Annotated in this window: 16 protein-coding genes; 6 read left to right on the top strand and 10 right to left on the bottom strand. The window is 70.6% G+C overall.

The annotated features are described in order from the left end of the window. From U2P90_RS10855 to U2P90_RS10840, 4 genes are all read right to left on the bottom strand, one after another. Complete coding sequence (locus U2P90_RS10855; protein WP_322472109.1) at positions 1-747, bottom strand: shikimate dehydrogenase; 747 nt, start codon at positions 745-747, stop codon at positions 1-3. A 28-nt stretch (positions 748-775) separates the two neighbouring features. Continuing rightward, positions 776-1,528, bottom strand: a complete 753-nt coding sequence (locus U2P90_RS10850) for a tryptophan-rich sensory protein (RefSeq protein WP_295821339.1) — start codon at positions 1,526-1,528, stop codon at positions 776-778. A 78-nt stretch (positions 1,529-1,606) separates the two neighbouring features. Continuing rightward, entirely contained in the window at positions 1,607-2,764 is a 1,158-nt protein-coding gene (gene argJ, locus U2P90_RS10845) for a bifunctional glutamate N-acetyltransferase/amino-acid acetyltransferase ArgJ (RefSeq protein WP_322472108.1), read from the bottom strand. Positions 2,765-2,915: 151 nt separating this feature from the next. Next, complete coding sequence (locus U2P90_RS10840) at positions 2,916-3,836, bottom strand: transglutaminase-like domain-containing protein (protein WP_322472107.1); 921 nt, start codon at positions 3,834-3,836, stop codon at positions 2,916-2,918. Between the two features lie 108 nt (positions 3,837-3,944). Between U2P90_RS10840 and U2P90_RS10835 the strand changes: the two genes are divergently transcribed. Next, a complete protein-coding gene (locus tag U2P90_RS10835) occupies positions 3,945-6,008 on the top strand; it encodes a thioredoxin domain-containing protein (protein WP_322472106.1) in 2,064 nt (687 codons plus the stop codon). Between the two features lie 241 nt (positions 6,009-6,249). Here the strand turns inward: U2P90_RS10835 and rpiA are convergent, their stop codons facing one another. Together rpiA and U2P90_RS10825 are read right to left on the bottom strand one after the other, a co-directional pair. After that, positions 6,250-6,945, bottom strand: coding sequence for a ribose 5-phosphate isomerase A (rpiA, locus tag U2P90_RS10830; RefSeq protein WP_322472105.1), 696 nt, complete (start codon positions 6,943-6,945; stop codon positions 6,250-6,252). Then, positions 6,938-7,429 carry a peroxiredoxin gene (locus U2P90_RS10825; protein ID WP_322472104.1) on the bottom strand — a complete coding sequence of 164 codons (492 nt, stop codon included), beginning with the start codon at positions 7,427-7,429 and terminating at the stop codon, positions 6,938-6,940. The genes rpiA and U2P90_RS10825 overlap by 8 nt, the downstream gene beginning before the upstream one ends. 90 nt (positions 7,430-7,519) lie before the next feature. Here U2P90_RS10825 and deoC point away from each other — a divergent pair, with 90 nt between their 5' ends. Genes deoC through U2P90_RS10800 form a run of 5 tightly spaced genes read left to right on the top strand, consistent with a single transcriptional unit; the run spans position 7,520 to position 12,243 of the window. Beyond that, complete coding sequence (gene deoC / locus U2P90_RS10820) at positions 7,520-8,182, top strand: deoxyribose-phosphate aldolase (RefSeq protein ID WP_322472103.1); 663 nt, start codon at positions 7,520-7,522, stop codon at positions 8,180-8,182. Beyond that, a complete protein-coding gene (locus U2P90_RS10815; RefSeq protein ID WP_322472102.1) occupies positions 8,182-8,820 on the top strand; it encodes a Maf family nucleotide pyrophosphatase in 639 nt (212 codons plus the stop codon). Before deoC ends, U2P90_RS10815 begins: the two co-directional genes overlap by 1 nt. Then, complete coding sequence (mreC, locus tag U2P90_RS10810) at positions 8,817-9,596, top strand: rod shape-determining protein MreC (protein ID WP_295817364.1); 780 nt, start codon at positions 8,817-8,819, stop codon at positions 9,594-9,596. The genes U2P90_RS10815 and mreC overlap by 4 nt, the downstream gene beginning before the upstream one ends. Next, positions 9,593-10,126 (top strand): Rod shape-determining protein MreD, encoded by a 534-nt coding sequence (locus U2P90_RS10805; protein ID WP_322472101.1) that lies wholly within the window; start codon positions 9,593-9,595, stop codon positions 10,124-10,126. Before mreC ends, U2P90_RS10805 begins: the two co-directional genes overlap by 4 nt. Next, a complete protein-coding gene (locus U2P90_RS10800; protein WP_322472100.1) occupies positions 10,123-12,243 on the top strand; it encodes a peptidoglycan D,D-transpeptidase FtsI family protein in 2,121 nt (706 codons plus the stop codon). The genes U2P90_RS10805 and U2P90_RS10800 overlap by 4 nt, the downstream gene beginning before the upstream one ends. A 9-nt stretch (positions 12,244-12,252) precedes the next feature. On the opposite strand, the gene U2P90_RS10795 is transcribed toward U2P90_RS10800, so the two are convergent. From U2P90_RS10795 to aroE, 4 genes are all read right to left on the bottom strand, one after another. Next, on the bottom strand, positions 12,253-12,669 hold the full coding sequence (locus U2P90_RS10795) for an OsmC family protein (protein ID WP_322472099.1): 417 nt from the start codon (positions 12,667-12,669) through the stop codon (positions 12,253-12,255). A 141-nt stretch (positions 12,670-12,810) separates the two neighbouring features. Beyond that, entirely contained in the window at positions 12,811-13,986 is a 1,176-nt protein-coding gene (locus tag U2P90_RS10790) for an ATP-binding protein (protein WP_322474692.1), read from the bottom strand. Positions 13,987-14,009: 23 nt separating this feature from the next. Continuing rightward, entirely contained in the window at positions 14,010-17,330 is a 3,321-nt protein-coding gene (locus U2P90_RS10785) for a PAS domain S-box protein (protein WP_322472098.1), read from the bottom strand. Then, positions 17,327-18,211 carry a shikimate dehydrogenase gene (aroE, locus tag U2P90_RS10780; RefSeq protein ID WP_322472097.1) on the bottom strand — a complete coding sequence of 295 codons (885 nt, stop codon included), beginning with the start codon at positions 18,209-18,211 and terminating at the stop codon, positions 17,327-17,329. The genes U2P90_RS10785 and aroE overlap by 4 nt, the downstream gene beginning before the upstream one ends. Positions 18,212-18,477 lie beyond the last annotated feature (266 nt).

The following is an 18,477-nucleotide window of genomic DNA, read 5'->3' as shown; positions in this document are numbered from 1 at the left end:
TCACGCCAGCGCGGTCAGCAGCGGCGTCAGTTCATCCGAGTGGAAGCGCTGGCCGGTCGCGTGGGCCAGCTGCCGCGCCAGGCGCAGGGCCGGCAGCCGGCTCAGATCCATGACCGTGGCGGCGGCCTCGGGGCGGGCCCGGCCCGTCAGGTCGACCACGGTGTGGTACGGCTGAAGCAGGCCGGGCAGCAGGGTGCCCCCGGTGACGACCACCAGATCGGCGCGCTCGGCCAGGGTGGCGACGGACGGATCGGCGCGGCTGACCGGATAGCCCCGCAGCCCGGCGGGCAGGTGCCGCGCGGCCGCCTCGGCCTCCGGAACCGTGTCGCCCACCACGCCGATATCGGTGAAGCCCTGCCGGGTCAGCGGCAGGGCCAGGGCCAGATCGCGGGCGCTGTGACCGAACAGCAGGGCGCTGGCCCCGCGTGTGGCGTAGCCGCTCGCCTCGATGGCATCGGTCAGGGCATCGGCCAGGGCGAACGTGCCGTGCACCCCGCCCGCGAAGGCGACGGCATCGACCCGGCCGACCCGCTGCGCCACCGGATCGGCCTGCGTGACGGACACCAGCGCCGCCTCCTGCGACGGGTGCACCAGTGCCCCGCTGAAGCGCAGGGTTCGGCACGCCTCCAGGGTGGCGGCAAGGTCGTCGTGCGGCACGGCCACGCCGACCAGACCCAGGTCGCGCAGCGCGCGGGCCGCCGCCCCGGAATGGCCGATCAGGGCAACGGGCGAATCAGGCGCAGGCATTGATGAGAAGTGTAGCGTCCGCCGGGGGTCACAGGGCCGCCGGCCGGGTTCTGAGGGCCAGCGCCCCGGCCACCAGGAGCGCGAGCACGCCCAGCCCGACCCCCACCGTGACGGTCAGCACCTCGGGCCGCGCGAGATACACACCCAGGAACGCCCACACGAGCACCAGCGCGACAGCCACGTCGCGGAACCGCCACAGGAAGAATGCACCCAGCAGTGCGGCGATCACGACCAGCACGGCCGACCACGTCGCCGGGGTCAGCCCCAGGGCGCCCTGCGTGACCCCGGCACTCACTAGATACGCCGTGATGTTCGCCATGGTGGCCACGCTGATCCACGCCACATACAGGCTGGCGGGGAGCTGGAGCGTCCAGACCTCCGCGCCGCGCGGTGGCAGGTCACGCACGGTCACATACAGCCAGATCAGGCTGGCCAGCAGCGTGAGCATGATCACTACACTCAGGCCGTAGCGCAGGCTCTGGAAGGCCAGGAGCCACCCCACGTTCAACAGATTGCCCAGCAGGAAGGGCCAGAACAGCCGGTCGAGCCGGGGCCCGCGCTGTGCCGGCAGCGCCTGGTACACCGCGAATACCGTCAGCCCCAGGAAGATCGGCCCCCACACCGCGAAGGTCAGGCCGGCGGGGGTGAAGGCGTTGGGCAGCGCGTCACTGACCTCCTTGTTCGAATTCCCGAACAGGGGCAGCGCGTTGCTGAGGTAGTTCATGACCAGCGTCAGGAGGGTCGCGGCCAGCAGGATCAGCTGTCGGGGAAGTCCGCTCATGCCCTCACCATAGGTCGGCGCCGCGGCGCTGGCTGTCAGAAGCGTGACGGTCGTCACGCTCGAGGCCAGCTGGGATGCTCAGGTCGTGTAGTCGGCGTTGATGCTCACGTACTCGGCGCTCAGGTCACAGCCCCAGGCCTCACCGTGGGCGTCTCCGACCCCCAGACCGACCTCGAACACGACCTCGTCGGCCTTCATGCTGGCACTCACGGCGGCGTCCTCGTACGGCAGCGGGCGGCCCGCGAAGACCGGATGGCCCTGCACGCTCACGGTCATGCGCTCCACGTTCACGGCCACGCCGGCACGGCCCACCGCCATGATCACGCGCCCCCAGTTGGGATCGTTGCCGTGCACGGCACTCTTGAGCAGCGGGCTCACACAGCACGTGCGGGCGGCCCGCAGCGCCTCGGCCTCGGACTGCGCTCCGGTCACGCGCACCGTCAGGAGCTTGCTGGCCCCCTCGCCGTCGGCGGCGATCTGGCGGGCCAGGTCGCGCATGACGCCTTCCAGGGCACTCAGGAACACCGGCAGGTCGACCGGCCCGGCCTCGCCGTTGGCGAGCACGACGGCCATGTCGTTGGTGCTGGTGTCGCCGTCCACGGTCACCGCGTTGAAGGTGCGCGCCACGATCGCCGGGAACGCCGCCCGCAGCGCGGTCTGACCGATCTCGGCGTCGGTGAAGGCGAAGGCGAACATGGTGGCCATGTCCGGGTGGATCATGCCGCTGCCCTTGGCCGTGCCCACGATCCGTGCCCCGCCGGGCAGGGTGGCGTGTGCCAGCTTGACCCGGGTGTCGGTCGTCATGATCGCGTGCGCGAACGGATCAGCGTCGGTGCTCAGCTCGTCCGGCAGGTGCTCGATACCGCTGAGCACCCGGTCCATCGGCAGCAGGTGCCCGATGATCCCGGTGCTGGCGGTGAGCACCTGCTCGGCGGGCAGGTTCAGGACGCTGCCGAAGGCGTCAGCCATGTCCTCGTTGTCGTTCGCGCCGCGTGCGCCGGTCGCGGCGTTGGCGTTCCCGGCGTTCACGACCAGCCCCCGGACGGGCTGCCCCCCGGCATACACGTCGCGGTTGCGCACCACACACGCCGCGGCCGTGGTCGAGCGCGTGCCGGCGAAGGCCCACGCGCAGGGCGTGGCCGACACCACACCGCTCAGGTCGGTCTTGCCGCTGGGTTTGATGCCGGCGGCCATGACGGCAGCCTGGAAGCCCTGGGGAAACGGAAAAGTGCTCACGCCCAGAGTCTAGCGGCCCGCCGCCGCTCCACCGCGCGCCCGGCTCATCCCGCGACCGTTTGCCTGCGCCACACCCGCACCCCTCCCGAAGGCGCCAGGGTACAGAGGCGGTCTCCCCCTGGCACTGCGCTCCCGCCGCTGTACACCGGTTTCAGAAGATGCGCGGGTTGGGCGGGGTGTCCAGCGTCATGCCGGGGGGGGCCTCGTCGGCCCAGACCTTCATGTGCGTCAGGCGGGCACTGCCAAACGTGGTGGTGAAGGCCACGTCGCTGGCGTCGCGGCCCTGCGCGATGAGCACCCGGCCGGCGCGGGGCCGGTTGTGGCGGGCGTCGAAGGTGCGCCACTGGCCGTCGAGGAACACCTCGAACCACGCGTGGAAATCCATGGGCACCGGATCCGGCACGATGTCGATGTCGGGCATGTACCCGCACACGTAGCGGGCCGGAATGTTCAGGGCGCGGCAGAACGCGACACCCATGTGCGCGAAGTCCCGGCACACGGCGCGGCGGGAATCGAAGGCCTGCTTCGCGGTGGTGGTCGACGTGCTGCCGTAGCCGTAGGTGCATTCGGCATACAGGAAGTCGCTGATCGCCTGTACCTGCGCCCAGCCCCCCTGGATGTGCCCGAACCGGTCCCACGCCTCGGCGCTCACGAGGTCGCTGTCCACATAGCGGCTCGGCAGCAGGTAGCCGATGGTCTCGTCCGGCAGCTCCTCGACCGGAGTCTTGCGCAGGCCGTGCAGCTGCGGATCGGGATGCCGGGTGATCTCGGCCAGCAGGTCGTGCCCCAGCGTGAAGGTACCGGGCTGCGCCAGCGCCCGCCAGATGAGGTTGCCGTGCATATCGGTGTAGGTGTGGATGCCCTCGGCCGCGCCCAGGGTGCGCTGGGCCAGGATCCGCTGGCGGGTACCGGTCGCGCCCAGCCGATCCGTGGGCTGCACGACGAACAACATGGGGGTCGGGAAGGGCACCTCGAAGGTGAGGGAGAACCCCGCGCGGACTCGGACGGGGTTCTCGATGGCTCCGGGCTCGGCGTGATCTGGAACGGCAGGGAAGGACTCAGGCGGGGCCATGACCCTCAGTGTGACGTGTGGACGTGCCCGTACGGGTGTGAAGCCTCCTCAGAACAGTGTTCACGTTCGCCCACTCCGCTCTTTTGGCCTTGACGCTACGCTGGCCATATGAACCGCCTGGCCCAGGAATCGAGTCCGTACCTGCTGCAGCACGCCGATAACCCCGTGGACTGGCATCCGTGGGGCGAGGCCGCCTTCGCCCTGGCCCGGGAACGCGACGTCCCGGTGCTGCTGTCGGTGGGGTATTCCACATGCCACTGGTGCCACGTCATGGCCCACGAGAGCTTCGAGGACGACGCCACCGCCGCCCAGATGAACGAGCACTTCGTGAACGTGAAGGTCGACCGCGAGGAGCGGCCCGACGTGGACGCCGTGTACATGGCCGCCACGCAGGCGATGACCGGCCAGGGCGGCTGGCCCATGACCGTGTTCCTGACCGCTGACGCCCAGCCCTTCTACGCCGGCACGTACTTCCCGCCCCGCGACGGGCACGGCCTGCCCAGTTTCCGGCGCGTGCTGGACTCGGTCACACGGGCGTGGACGACCGAGCGAAGCCAGCTGCTGGGCAGCGCCCAGGCCCTCAGCGACCACATCCGCGAGGCGAGCCAGCCCACGGGCGGCGCTGACGCCCTGCCAGCGGATGCCTCGGCGCGGGCGGTGGACAACCTGCGCCGCGCCTTCGATGCCCAGCACGGCGGCTTCGGCCGCGCCCCGAAGTTCCCCGCCCCCACGACGCTGGACTTCCTGCTGACCCGCCCTGACGGCCGGAACATGGCACTGGGCACGCTGCGGGCCATGCTGGCGGGCGGGATCCATGACCAGCTCGGCGGCGGCTTCCACCGCTACTCCGTGGACGAGCGCTGGCGCGTGCCGCACTTCGAGAAGATGTTGTATGACAACGCCCAGCTGACCCGCACCCTGCTGCGGGCGTGGCAGTCCACCGGCGACGACACCTTCGCGGACGCCGCCCGCTCGACCCTGGCCTACCTGACCCGCGAGATGCGGGATGCCACGGGTGGTTTCTACTCCGCCCAGGACGCCGACACCCAGGGCGTCGAGGGCCTGACCTTCACGTGGACACCGCAGGAGGTGCGCGACGTGCTGCCCCCCGACGACGCCGACCTCGTGCTGGCCCACCTGGGCATCCGTGACGAAGGGGATTTCCTCGACCCGCACCGCCCGGAGTACGGCCGCCGCAGCGTGCCACACGTGGCCGTGTCGGCCGAGCACTTGGCCGTGCAGCACGGGACGACGGTGCCAGAGATGATGGCGCGGCTGGCAGACCTGCGCTCGCGCCTGCTCGTCACACGCCAGACCCGCCCGCAGCCCGGCACCGACACGAAGGTGCTCGCGTCATGGAATGGCCTCGCCCTGGCCGCCTTCGCGGACGCCGCCCGCCTCCTGCGTGACGACACGTACCTGGAGACCGCGCGGGGCATCGCCGCCCTCATCGACGCCCAGTTCCGTCTGCCCGACGGCACGCTGCGCCACACCTGGGCGCAGGGCGTGGCCCGCGTCGAGGGCCTGCTGGAGGATCACGCCCTGGTCGCCCTGGGCCTCGTGGCGCTGCTTCAGGCCGGCGGCGACCGGACACACCTGCACCGCGCCCGCGAGCTGTGGCACGTGGTCGTGCGCGACTTCTGGAACGACGACGCCGGCGTGTTCATGGCCTCCGGTGGCCGCGCCGAGGCGCTGCTGACCCGGCAGGCCCCCGGCTTCGACTCGGCCGTGATCAGCGACAACGCCGCCGCCGCCCTGCTGGCCCTGTGGATGGATCGCTATTTCGACGAGCCGGGCGCGGCTGAGCGGGCCCAGCGCACTGTGAACGCCTTCGCCCCGGACATGCTGGCGGCCACCGGCGGCTTCGGCGGGCTGTGGCAGGCCGCCGCCTTCCTGGCCGCCCCCCACGCCGAGGTCGCGATCCTGGGCACGCCGGCGGAACGCGCTCCACTGGAGGCCATCGCGGCAACGGTGCCCCTGCCCTTCGTGGCGCTGTCGTACACCACGCCCGGCGACGACCTGCCCGTGCTGGAGCAGAGGCCGGGCGGCGGGCTGGCCTACGTGTGTGTCGGCCGCACCTGCGACCTTCCCACTCGCGATCCCGACGTGTTCCGGAAGCAGCTGGAAGGGTTGCAGGCACGGCTAGATCGGGTGGAACAGACGCAGGAGTGAGGGGGGTGGCGTCTGAACCCCTCAGTCGGCTTCGCCGCCAGCGTCCCTAAGGGGGGAGCCAAGAAGGCGTGGCACAGTGTTCTCCTTGCCTCGTCCCCAGGGGAAGTGTCCCGCATGGGCGGATTCAGAGAGCCGCGAAGCGGAGGGGTGAGCACGCAGCACCGTTGAAACCACCACCCTCGCCGACTTCGGGGGAACTTTGAGTAGCTTGTTTTGAACCGGCGACGGATGTACCCCTCCCCTACCTGCGCCGGTATTCCTGAACCCCGTCCGGGGCGGCCACGAAGGCGTGCGTCGCCATGCCCAGGAAGAAGCCCGTCTCGACGACGCCCAGCGTGCCCTTGAGCTGGCGCTCCAGCACGGCGGGATCAAATTCGGGCGGCAGCTGTCCGTCGTAGATGTAGTTGCCGTTGTCAGTCACGTAGGGCTGGGCTCCTGGCTGACGCAGCCGGCCGCCGGGCAGGATGGCCCGCAGACGTTCGATGGTGCTCAGGAACCCGAAGCGGGCGATCTCGATGGGCACCGGGGCCTTCTGGCCCAGGTGGGCGACGGTCTTGGTGTGGTCGGCAATGATGACCAGCGTGCCGGTCTGAATCTCGGTGAGCTTCTCGCGCAGCAGGGCGCCGCCCAGACCCTTGATCAGGTCGAGCTGCGGGTCGATCTCGTCCGCGCCGTCGATGGCGATGTCCAGTGGACGCGGGTCGAGCGGCTCGACCACGATCCCCACCTGCCGCGCCAGCACGTCGCTGGCCTCGCTGGTGGCCACCCCCACGATGCCGGTCAGCTCGCCGCTGCCCACACGCCGTCCGATCTCCTCGATGGCGTATTTCGCCGTGCTGCCGGTGCCCAGGCCGACGCGCATGCCGCTGCGCACGAGATCGGTGGCACGGACAGCGGCCTGCTGCTTCAGGGCCTCCAGATTCAGGGGCTCACCCATGCCGTGCTTGATCCTTCGTCATGGCGGCGGCGACGGCATCGGCGTGGCCGTCCACCTTCACATTCAGCCACGCCTTCACGAGGCGGCCGTCCGGGTCGATCAGGAAGGTCTGACGGCGGATGCCCTGGGTGACCTTACCGAAGCTGGTCTTCTCACCGAAGGTGCCGATGTTCCGCAGGAACGCAGAGTCCATGTCGCTCAGAAGCGGAAACGGCAAGTCGTACTTGGCCGCAAAGGCCCCATGGCTGTCCGCGTCATCGGCGCTGATGCCCAGGATCGCGGCGCCGTGGGCGCGCAGCAGCGCGTTGTCGCGGAAGTCGCAGGCCTCCTTCGTGCAGCCGGGGGTGTCGTCCTTGGGGTACGCGTACAGCACCACGTAGCGTCCCCGCAGACCGGACAGGGTGTGGACGCTGCCGTGGGCATCCGGCAGGGCGAAGTCGGGGAAGGGTTCACCGGGAACCGGGATGTGGACGGGGGTCGTCATGCGCCCAGGCTAACGCAGCCCCGGCGGGCGGCGTGCCCTGCACCTTTAGGCAGTTGAGCGCAGTGGGGCGAGGGTGCGTATGCTGGGGGCGTGAAGCTCGCGCCGTACATCGACCACACCCTCCTGAAGGCCACGGCCACGCCCGCCGACATCGAACAGCTCTGTGCCGAGGCTCGTCAGCACGCCTTCTACGCGGTGTGTATCAATCCCGTGTATGTCCCGCTAGCGGCCCGGCTGCTCTCGGGCAGCGGCGTGAAGGTCGCCACCGTGTGCGGCTTTCCGCTGGGGGCCGTGACCCCGCAGCAGAAGGCCGACGAGGCGCGCACCAGCGTGGCACTGGGCGCCGACGAGGTGGACATGGTGATCCATATCGGCGCGGCCCTGGCGGGCGACTGGGCCGCCGTACAGGCCGACGTCCAGGCGGTGCGTGACGCCACGGCGGGGCATGTCCTGAAGGTCATCATCGAGACCTGCTACCTGAACGAGGAGCAGAAGCGCCGGGCCACCGAGGCCGCCGTGCAGGGCGGCGCCGACTTCGTGAAGACCAGCACCGGCTTCGGCACCGGCGGCGCGACCCCCGAGGACGTGCGTCTGATGCGCGACGTGATTGCTGGCCGCGCACAGATCAAGGCAGCGGGCGGCGTGCGCTCGGCCGCCGACGCGCAGGCCATGATCGAGGCCGGTGCGACCCGCCTGGGCACCTCGGGCGGCGTGGCGCTGGTGGCCGGCGACCGGATGGGCGAGGGCTACTGATGTCTGAACCCGTACCCGGCGTGGATGCCGGGGGGCCCACGGTCGTGCTGGCGTCCGGCAGCCCCCGGCGGCGCGAGCTGCTGACCCTGCTCGGCGTGCCCTTCACGGTGCAGGTCAGCGGCGACCCCGAGGAGAGCGTCACGCAGGAACCGGCCGCCCTGGCGGGTGAGCTGGCGCTCCAGAAGGCGCGGACGGTGGCACGCGAGATCCCCGGCGCGGTCGTGATCGGATCGGACACCGTGGTCGCGCTCGGGAGCCGGTTGCTGGGCAAGCCCACGGACGCCGACGAGAACGCCGCGTTCCTGAGGCTGCTGTCGGGCCGCACCCATCAGGTCTACACGGGCGTCGCGGTGGTCGGCCCTGACCGGGAGGACACCGAGGTGGCCCGCGCCGACGTGACCTTCCGGTCGCTCAGTCCCGCCGAGATCGCGCACTACGCCGCGTCGGGCGAGGGGCTCGACAAGGCCGGCGGCTACGGCATCCAGGCGCTGGGCATGGCCCTGGTGGAGCGGGTCGAGGGTGAATACAGCACCGTGGTCGGGTTTCCGCTGTCGGTCGTGATCCGCCGGCTGCGGGCGGCGGGCGTTCCGGTGTGGAACGACCTCCGTGGGCACGTGGCGGAGGCTGGCCCGGCGTGAACTGGCGGCGGCTGCTGCTGGTGTACGCGCTGCTGCTGGGACTCAGCATGGTCGCGACCCGGTTTCAGGTGGTCGCTCCGACCGCGCTGCGCTCCACGACCGTGCCGATCACGCGGGTGAGCGTGACGGTCGCGGACAACCTGCGCCACGCCTACGACTCGCTGGTTCACGAGCGTGCCCTGGCCCGCGACAATGCCGAGCTGCGCCGCCAGAATGACGTCCTGCGCCAGCGCAACGAGCTGCTCACCCGCGAGGCGGCCCGCCTGCGTCAGCTGGACGTGATCACCCGGACGCAGGCGCCCAACGCCGTGGGAATCGCGCAGGTCGTGGCGGTGTCGCCGACCACGCTCACCGCGCGGCTGACGCTGAACCTGGGCCGCAATGCCGGCGTGCGCATCCGGATGCCAGTGACGGTGCCCGGCGGCCTGATCGGCCAGGTCACCGACGTGGCCGCGTCCCAGTCCACGGTGGTCGCGCTCGTGGATCCGGAGAGCAGCGTGGGCGTGAGCCTGGACGGCAACAAGGGCGGCCGGGGGCTGGCCCGGGGCCTGCCGCCAGACCGACTGCGGGCAGAGTTCTCGCGCTCGGTGCCGGTCAAGGTCGGGGACGTGCTGGTCACGAACAGCCTGGGGGGCGTGTTCCCGGTCGGCATCCGCGTGGGCACGGTCGAACAGGTCATGCCGCTCGGCCCGAACGACGTGAGCCGCGTGGTGATCGTGAAACCGGCGGTGGATGTCGGCGTGGTCGAGGACGTCACGATCCTGGAGGGCCTGTGACCATTGAGCGGCCCCGCCGCCGCTCGATCCGGATCCTGCGGGCGGCCGGATATGTGGTGGCGCTGATCGCCGTGCAGGGCCTGCTCTCGCGCCTTGCGGACGCCGCCGCCATCGCCGCGCCGGATCTGTTCCTGCTGACCGGCGCCGGCGTGGCGTGGCGCTTCCGGCCCGCGTGGGCGCTCGTCGCCGCGTTCGCAGTGGGCCTGCTGCAGGACGTCCTGGGGGGCGGCCTGCTGGGGCTGCACGCGGCCGGGGTGGCCGGCGGGGCGCTGCTGGTGATGGTCGTGCGGCGGTACTTCTCGAACAGTGGCCCGGTGCAGGGCCTGCTGACGGTGGTGGCGGCGGTCGTGGGCGAGTGGGCGGCCTTCCTGGCCCTGACGTACTGGCTGCGCTCGGATCTGGTCACGGTGCCGCTGCTGGTGAGGACGGTTCCGGTGCTGTTCGCCGGAACGCTTATCCTGGCAGGCGTGTGGGAACGCGTCATCACCTGGGGCCTGGGGCCGCGCTCGTCCCCCGAGGATCTGTCGTGAGCCGGGCCGGCGACGCCCTGGATCGCCGTGACCGCCTGCGCCGGCGGGCCAGCGGCCGGGCTGGCGGCGCGTCGGCGTTGTCACCTGTCCGGGCCCGCTCGAACGGCGCCGCGCGGGTCACGTGGACGGCGCTGTTCTTCAGTGTCGCGCTGGGAGCCCTCGGGGCCCGGCTGTACCAGCTCCAGATCGTGGAGCACAGCCAGTACGCCGTGCAGTCGACCAGCAACTTCCAGCGCGATGAGGTCGTCCGGGCACTGCGCGGCGAGATCCGTACCCGCGACGGCGTGCTGCTGGCGACCAACCGGCAGGCGGTCGATCTGGTCTACACCGGGCGGCGCGACCCGGAGGAGCGGGCCCTGGCCCTGCCCTCGTGGGACAAGATCGTGTATCTGGCGGGCATCGCCCCGGAGATGATCGCGGCCGGAAGGCCCATCGAACCGGACCGCAAGACGGAGACCGAGGTCATCCTGGCCCGCAACGTGCCGGAGAAGAACCTCGCGGCGCTGTACGAATACACCGTGCTGATCCCGTCGCTGGAACTGCGCCCCCGCCTGGAGCGCATCTACCCCCAGCACAAGATGGCCGCCCACCTGCTCGGCTACGTGCAGGAGGCGACCGAGGCCCAGGTCAAGGACGAGGGCTACACCGTGGGCGACCTGGTGGGCCGCGCCGGGCTGGAGTACAGCCTCCAGAAGACCCTGGAGGGAAAGAACGGCCTGCTGCGCCGTGAGGTGACCGCCACCGGCCGCCCGCAGACCGAGCGGGTCATCGATCCCGGCCAGCAGGGACAGGACATCACGCTGTCGATCGACTCGGTGCTTCAGCGCACCGCGGAACAGGCCCTGCGCGACTCCCTGAAGGAGGTCAACGCCGGGCGTGCCAAGTACAAGGTGCCGCCCGAGACCGTGGCACGCGGCGCGATCATCGCCATTGATCCGCGCACCAACGAGGTGCTCGCCATGGCGAGCAGCCCCACCTACGACCCCAACTGGTTCTCGCGGGTGCCCAGTCCGGATCCGGAGGCCCGCACCAAGGCCCTGACCTCGAACAGCGTGGACGCCGTGATGCAGAACCGCGCCGTGCAGACCTTCGATTCGGGCAGCGTGTTCAAGCCGACCTCGACGCTGGCGTTCATCGAGAAGTGGGGCAACCGCACATACAACTGTGCGCCGTCGATCCGGTTCGGCGGCCCCCGGTACAACTGGCACCGTAGCGGCAGCCTGGGGAACGTGGACGGAAAACTCGCCATCGCGTTCTCGTGCAACACGTGGTACTACCAGGCGGCCATCGCCGCCGATCCGATCACGTACGCCAACTACCTGGGTCGCCGCGCGCAGGAGCTGGGCTTCGGCCGCGAGACGGGGCTGGAACTGACCGGCGAGAAGACCGGCTACATCCCCAGCCCGGAGCACTTCAAGGAGACCTTCGCGAAGGCGAACGAGCGCCGCCGGGCCGCCGGTGAGGAGCCGCTGGTGTACTACCCCGGCCAGGCACTGTCCTTCGCCATCGGGCAGGATTCACTGCTGGTCACGCCCGCCCAGGTCACGTCGGCGCTGTCGACCATCGTGAATCTGGGCGTACGCCGGCCACTGTCGCTGCTGCATGCCGTCGAGGGCAAGCCCGTCAGGCGGCCCAGCGAGCGGGTGCCGGGCAACGTCAAGGATTTCCAGCTGATCAAGGACGGCATGGCGATCACCACGGCCGGGACGACCCGCTGGGGCACCGCGCAGCATGTCCTGGGACCGAACTACTTCCCGGTGCGTACCGGCGGCAAGACCGGCACCGCCGAGAACGGCGTGAGTTTCCGCAAGGGCTACGCGTATACCAACGCGTGGTACGAGGGCTACGGCCCGATCGGGAACGGCCAGACGCCGAATTTCCTGGTCGTCACCTTCTTCCAGAACGGCGGCGAGGGTTCCGGCCCCGGCCTGAGCGCCGCCGCCAAGATGTTCGGTGCCCGCTGGTGCGTGAAGCTGGACGAGCGCAACCACGCCCTGCCCGGTCAGACCCCGTGCACCGGCGAACTGGAACAGATGCACGCCCGCATTGCCAAGGATGCCGCGAAGGCGAAGGCAGCGGCGCAGGCCAGCACCGCGCCCACGCCGACCACACCCTGACCAGTCCGGTCAGGACGACACCGCCGCGTCCTCCAGCACCGCCTCGACGTGGATCTCGGCGTTCAGGGACGCGGCGACCGAGCAGTACTTCTCATGGCTCAGGTGGGCAGCCTTGCCCAGCGCCTCGGCGGTCACGCCGGGTCCGCTGGCGATGTGCCGCACGGTGATGTGCGTGTAGCGCTTCGGGTGGGTCTCGGCCCGCTCGCCCTCGACCTCGATCCGGTACGTGCTCAGAGGAGTGCGCTTCTTGGCCATGATGTCCACGATGTCCACCGCCGTGCACGTCGCCAGCGCCCCCAGCAGGGCGTCCATGGGCGACACGCCGATCTTGGTGGGCGAGTTGTCGATCAGGAGCTGCTGCCCCGAGGGATTGACCCCCACGTACCGCTGTTCGCCCAGCCAGGTGATGTTCAGTGACTTCTTCATGCCGTCAGGCTAGCGCGGCGGCGGTGCGGCGGGCGCGGCTGGAGTAGAGCTGTGGTGACGCCTCTGAGCTCTGTGCTCTGGGTCAGACTGAGGCGCCTCAGCCCTTCCCCGTCACTCGACCCCTGTCCCTCATCCCGTTCCCTAATCGTCCTCTTCCGGCAGCGGCAGCCGCACGCGGAAGGTCGCGCCGCCGCCCGGCGTGTCCACGACGTCGATCGTGCCGCCGTGAGCTGTGACGACCTGTTGCGCGATGGTCAGTCCCAGGCCAGCCGAGCCGGCTTCCTTGCCCCGGTAGAACTTGTCGAAGATCTTCGGCTTGACGTGATCCGGCACGCCGGGACCGTGATCGACGACGCGCACCTCGATCTCGCCGGGGCGCGGGCTGGCCTCCAGATAGACCCGCTCGGGCGATCCGCTGACCCGTAGGGCGTTGGTCACCAGATTCACGAAGACCTGGGTGAGCCGCCCGGGGTCGCCCACGATCTCCAGGTTCTCCTCCGGAGCGCGCACCCCGAAGTCGCGGCCGACCTGGCGCAGCAGGTGGCCCAGGTTCATGAAATGCATCTCGATGCTCTGTACGAGTTCGCCGCGCGACAGCTGCAGCAGGTCGTTCACCAAGCGGGTCATGTTCTCCGCGACGCGCTGGGCGTCCAGCAGGGTCTGGCTGCCGCCCACCTCGCGCTCGGCGCGGCGCAGGTAGCCGTGCAGGGCCGTCAGCGGGGTGCGCAGCTCGTGGCTGGTCTCGGCCAGGAAGGTCTTCTGCATGTTTAGCGCTTCCTCGAGCTGCCGGGCCTGGATCTCCAGGCGCTGGCTCTGGCGCTCGGCCACGTTGCGCAGGCGCTCGACCTCGTCCAGGCGGGTCTTGAGGTCGCGGTTGAGCTGCCGAACCTCCTGCTCAGCCAGGGCGCGGCTGACCTGGGCATCGACCTCCGCGATGGCGCGCTTGACGGCGGGGGCCAGGCGTTCCAGACGCTGCTTGAGGATGTAGTCGGTCACGCCCTCCCGCAGCGTGTCCACGGCGGTCTCCTCGCCCATGGCCCCGGTCACGATGATGAAGGGCACGTCGGGCAGGGTGGCGTGGGCGGCACGGAACGCACTCAGGCCGTCGTAGGTCGGCAGGGCGAAGTCACTCAGGATCAGGTGGGGGCGACCGTCGCGCAGGGCCTTCAGGAAGCCCGCTTCGTCCTCGACGCGGGTGATCTGCACCGTCCACGGCACCTCGCCCTCCAGATGGAAGGACACCAGCTCGTGGTCGAGTTCGTTGTCCTCGAGGTGCAGGATGCGCAGCACCTCGCCGGGCCGGACGCTGCGGTACATCCCCTGGACATCTGGAGCGCCGGTCACTGCGGAAACCTCCGGGGCAGCGTGACCGTGAAGGCCGCCCCCTCGTCGGGCGTGGACGTGGCCGAGACCCGGCCACCGTGACGGCCGACGATCCGTCTGACATTGGCCAGGCCGATGCCGATCCCCTCGAATTCGTCGGCGCGGTGCAGTCGCTGGAACACGCCGAACAGTTTATCCGTGTAACGGGGATCGAAGCCCACGCCGTTGTCCCGAACCGTGATGGACACTTCATCGTTTCCGGTGACCGCGCTCACGTCGATGACGGCGTGCTCACGGGTTCGGGAATACTTGAGCGCGTTGCTGAGCAGGTTCGTGAACACCAGATTCAACATGGTGGCGTCGCCGGTCACGACCGGCAGGTCACCCACGTGCAGCGTCACGTCCCGGCCCTGGCGATCGGGTTCCAGCGCGCCCCACGTGGTCTGGATCAGGGGCCCGAGGTCGACCGCGCCGACCCGCAGTTCCTGGCGGCCCATGCGCGAGAACTCCAGCAGGTCGTCGATCAGCGTGCTCATGCGGGACGCCGATTCGGTGATGATCCCCAGGTACCGGTGGCCCTTCGTGCTGAGGCTGGCCTGACCGGCCTCCTTGCTGAGGAGGTCCCCGAACCCCACGATGTGCCGCAGCGGTGTCCTCAGGTCATGGCTGACCGAGTAGCTGAAGGCCTCGAGTTCCCGGTTGGCGGCCTCCAGCTCCATCGTGCGCAGCTGCACGCGTTCCTCCAGCGACTGGTTCAGCGCCGTGAGATCCTCCTGCGCGGCCGTCACGCGGTCTTGCAGCGCGTCGTTCTCCAGGGCAGACGCGAAGCGCTTGGCGAGTTCCTGGGCCAGTTCGACGTCACGCTCGGTCAGGGCGTGCCGGTACGCGAGGCCCAGGATCCCACACAGGGTGCCGTCCTGGGCCGTCAGGGGGAGCAGCATCGCTCCGGAGGCGTTCACGGCGTGCAGCAGTGGATGCATCGGCAGCGACAGCCGTTCGCCCGTGGCCATGACGGCCGCCAGGGCCTGGGTCACCTCGGCCCGCAGGTGGGGCGCGTCCCAGCCGGGATGCCGGGCCGAACGGGCGGCCAGGGTCAGCGGCCCGGCACGCCACAGCGCGGCGCTGTCCACGAACCGCGTGGTGAGCAGATCCAGCGCCGAGACATACGGCGCGTGTCGGTAGCCGCTGCCGGCCGCGCGGCGGGAGGCGAGCTGGCCGGACACGTCCGCCGTGAGCCGCGCCGCGTTCTCGGCGTACACCGAATCGTCCACATCGGTCGAGGTGCCCACCCACTCGATCACCTGACCGCCGGAGTCCAGCACGGGCTGGGCCCGGGTGACGAACGTGCGGTACGTCCCGGTCTGCCCGAGCAGCCGGTGCTCGGCCTCAAAGGGCCGGGTGGCCTTCACGGCCGTGTCCCAGCGGTGACGGTACGTGGCCCGGTCCGCCGGATGGATGAGCGACGCGAAGTCCTGGCCCGAGCGGGCCTGTCCCACGTACGCCGTCCACTGCCGGTTGTAGTACACCGGGCGGCCGTCGGCATCGGTGAGCCACACGATCTGCGGCAGGCCCTCCAGCACCCCCCGGTACCGTTCCTCGTTGCGCTGCGCGAGGCGTTCCGCCAGCAGGCGGTCGTGGATGTCGGTCACGCTGGTGACCCACTCGACCACCTCGCCGCGCTCGTCCCGGAACGGCGCGTGGGTCAGGGTGAACCAGTGGCGCTCGCCCCCTGGCAGGGTCAGCTGCATGTCACGGCGCACCGGCCGCTGCGTGGCCGTGGCGGTGTCGCGCAGCGTCGCGTAGGCCACGCGGTCTTCTGCAGACAGGCACGCGGTCAGGTCGTCTGTGCCCAGCAGTTCGTGGTGGCGGGCGTTCACGAAGGTCACGTGACCGGCAGGATCGCTGACCCGCACGATGAACGGTACGGCGTCCAGCAGACCGCGGTAGCGCCGCTGCGCGGCCTGCACCGTCTGCTCGGCCTGAACACGTTCGCTCACGTCGCGCACGACCTCCAGCAGGCCCAGCCGCCGCCCGTCCGGATCGAGCACCTCGCTGCGCTGGGCCTCGCCCGCAAAGACCGTGCCGTCCCCCCGCACGTAGGGGGTGGTGATCGACTGGAACGACTCCCGCGCCGCCAGCCCCAGATCGGCGTGCAGCACCGACAGCGGCTGACCGATCAGCCGGTCGTCCGGCAGCCGGAACTGGGCCCGCAATACCGGGTTCACCAGCCGGATCAGCCCGACCTCGTCGGTGAACGCCGCTGCGTCCTGCATGGAGTGGAAGATCGCCTCGAACTCGGCGCGGGCCTGCTCCTGGCGGCTGCGGGCCACGGCGAGAGACACGTTGAGTTCCTCCGCGCGGCTGCGCGCCCGCACCTGCGCCTGAACCACCAGATACGCCAGTCCTGCCGTGAGCAGGCCGCCCAGCAGCGTGAGCAGGGGCGTGATCGCCGCGAAATCCTGCCCGAAGGCGCTGTCGGCCGTAAACCGCAGCGTCCACCGCTGCCCGGCCAGGGTGCGCTCCTCGGTCTGCCGGAATTCCACGGCACCCGCCGCGGCCGGTGATCCCAGCAATTCGCCGTCCAGCCGGATCTCGGTGGTCATGGGCCGGACGGTCTGCGGCGAGAGCAGCCCCTGCACCAGCCGGTCGGCACGCACCGCGATGTACAGGAACCCGTCGGGTCGGGGCGTGTTGCTCCCGACACGGGTGACCGGCACCACCATCACGAAGCCGTCCAGCACCTGACCGTCTGCACCCGGCTGCCGCAGGGTGAGCCGTCTGGAGCCCTGCACCGTGCCACTCTGCTCGCTGGCCCCGAGCGCGGCGCGGCGGCGGGGCTCGCTGTACAGGTCGAAGCCCAGTGCCCGGTAATCCGCTGTGCCGTTGGTGTACAGCAGCGCGACGGGCGCGCGGGTCGGCTGCGGTGACGGGCCCTGCTGCAGGGTCCAGGACGGTGAGACCCGCCGCCGCATCTGGGCCGTGAATGCCGCCGCCTCCGTCCCTGGCGGCAGCAGCGCGGCGTAGCCGATGGTCTGGATGCCCGGGTACTCGTCTGTGAGTTTCAGGTTGGCGGCGAACGCACGGAAGTCGTCCGGATCGAGCAGGTCGGGATGCACCTGCCACGCAGCACGGGTGGCGTAGAGCAGGCGTTCGTACTCTGAGATCCGGGCGGTCAGCGCCTCGCTCACGGCCGCCGTCTCCCGCTCGAAGCGGCTCTCCTGCTGGTCGTGGACGAAGCGGGACAGCACCAGCGACATGGTCGTCGTGAGGATCAGCACCAGCGCCATCACGATCAGCGGGGCACGCCCGGCCCAGCGTCCTGTCCTCAGTCGGGTCACCTCGCCTCGTCCTGCGGCGTGGCGAGTGCATTCAGGAAGACGGACACCGGCACGTCGCACCCGGTCCATGTCTGGAAGGCCAGGCGCGCCTGCTGGGCGAGCATGCCCAGCCCGTTCTCGGCCCGCAGGCCCGCCGCCCGCGCTTCACGCATCAGGCGGGTCTGGGCGGGGCGGTACACCATGTCGTAGACCACGGCCGACAGGGGCAGGCGCGTCAGGTACGCGGCGTCCAGCGGCGTCTGTTCCGGCGCGTCCAGGCCCGCGCTGCTGGCGTTGATGACCAGCGTGACGTCGTCCCACGGGACGTCGGCGGCCACCCTGGCCCGGGCCTGATGGTCGGCGTCCGGTGCAGCCCACGCCGCCGCCAGTTCCTCGGCCCGCACGTGGGTGCGGTTCACGACGTACACGTCCCGCTCCAGCAGGATCAGCGCGGCGTACACGGCCGCCCGCGCCGCGCCGCCCGCGCCGAGCACCACCACGGCCCCGTCCCGCGGGCGGTCTCCGACACCGGCGGCCCCCGCCTCCACCAGGGCGTCGAACAGGCCGGGCGCGTCAGTGTTGTCGCCGGTCAGGCGGCCGTCGCGGTGGATCACCGTGTTCACGGCCCCGATGGCTCTTGCAGCCGGTGTCAGGTCGTCCAGCAGCGCCACGACCGCCTCCTTGTGCGGGAGGCTGATGTTCGCCCCCAGCACGTCTGGGCGGCGCAGACCGCTCACGGCCGTCGCCAGGTCGGCCGGGAGCACCCGCACGGCCTGATAGTCGCCGGCCAGTCCGGCGTGGGCGAAGGCGGCACGGTGCATCCTCGGCGACAGGGAATGGGAGGCAGGATCGGCGAACAGATAGGTTCGGCAGGGCGGTGTGGCGGGATCCAGCACAGTCACCTGTCCAGTGTACGCGCCGCCCCCGGCGGGGGATCGGTGGCACGTGAGCCGCGCCGCAAGACCCGGCAGGTCGGGCCGGGCCGCCACGCGCGTGCCCCGCCGTCCAGCCACCGGGACACGAATGTGCGGTGGGCCACGACGCCCCTGCCGGCGACTCCCGACAATGGGCAGGACGCGATGACCCACGATTCTTTCCCTCCCCGCCAGTCCGCCTGGGGGGAGGGTGCGCTATGGTGCGCCCAGGAGCCCCGTTGACTGACCCTGCC

Origin of the sequence: Deinococcus sp. AB2017081 (assembly GCF_034440735.1) — a bacterium.
Classification (GTDB): domain Bacteria; phylum Deinococcota; class Deinococci; order Deinococcales; family Deinococcaceae; genus Deinococcus; species Deinococcus rufus.
The sequence above is the reverse complement of the archived record's forward strand: the minus strand, read 5'-3'. Positions and strand labels throughout refer to the sequence as shown.

Bases quoted from the DNA above. Each gene is read 5' to 3' on its own strand.
- U2P90_RS10790 (WP_322474692.1), bottom strand. From the start codon at position 13,986: ATGTACCGCAGCGTCCGGCCCGGCGAGGTGCTGCGCATCCTGCACCTC.
- U2P90_RS10795 (WP_322472099.1), bottom strand. From the start codon at position 12,669: ATGAAGAAGTCACTGAACATCACCTGGCTGGGCGAACAGCGGTACGTG.
- U2P90_RS10855 (WP_322472109.1), bottom strand. From the start codon at position 747: ATGCCTGCGCCTGATTCGCCCGTTGCCCTGATCGGCCATTCCGGGGCG.
- U2P90_RS10825 (WP_322472104.1), bottom strand. From the start codon at position 7,429: ATGACGACCCCCGTCCACATCCCGGTTCCCGGTGAACCCTTCCCCGAC.
- U2P90_RS10840 (WP_322472107.1), bottom strand. From the start codon at position 3,836: ATGGCCCCGCCTGAGTCCTTCCCTGCCGTTCCAGATCACGCCGAGCCC.
- rpiA (WP_322472105.1), bottom strand. From the start codon at position 6,945: ATGGGTGAGCCCCTGAATCTGGAGGCCCTGAAGCAGCAGGCCGCTGTC.
- U2P90_RS10815 (WP_322472102.1), top strand. From the start codon at position 8,182: ATGTCTGAACCCGTACCCGGCGTGGATGCCGGGGGGCCCACGGTCGTG.
- U2P90_RS10850 (WP_295821339.1), bottom strand. From the start codon at position 1,528: ATGAGCGGACTTCCCCGACAGCTGATCCTGCTGGCCGCGACCCTCCTG.
- U2P90_RS10835 (WP_322472106.1), top strand. From the start codon at position 3,945: ATGAACCGCCTGGCCCAGGAATCGAGTCCGTACCTGCTGCAGCACGCC.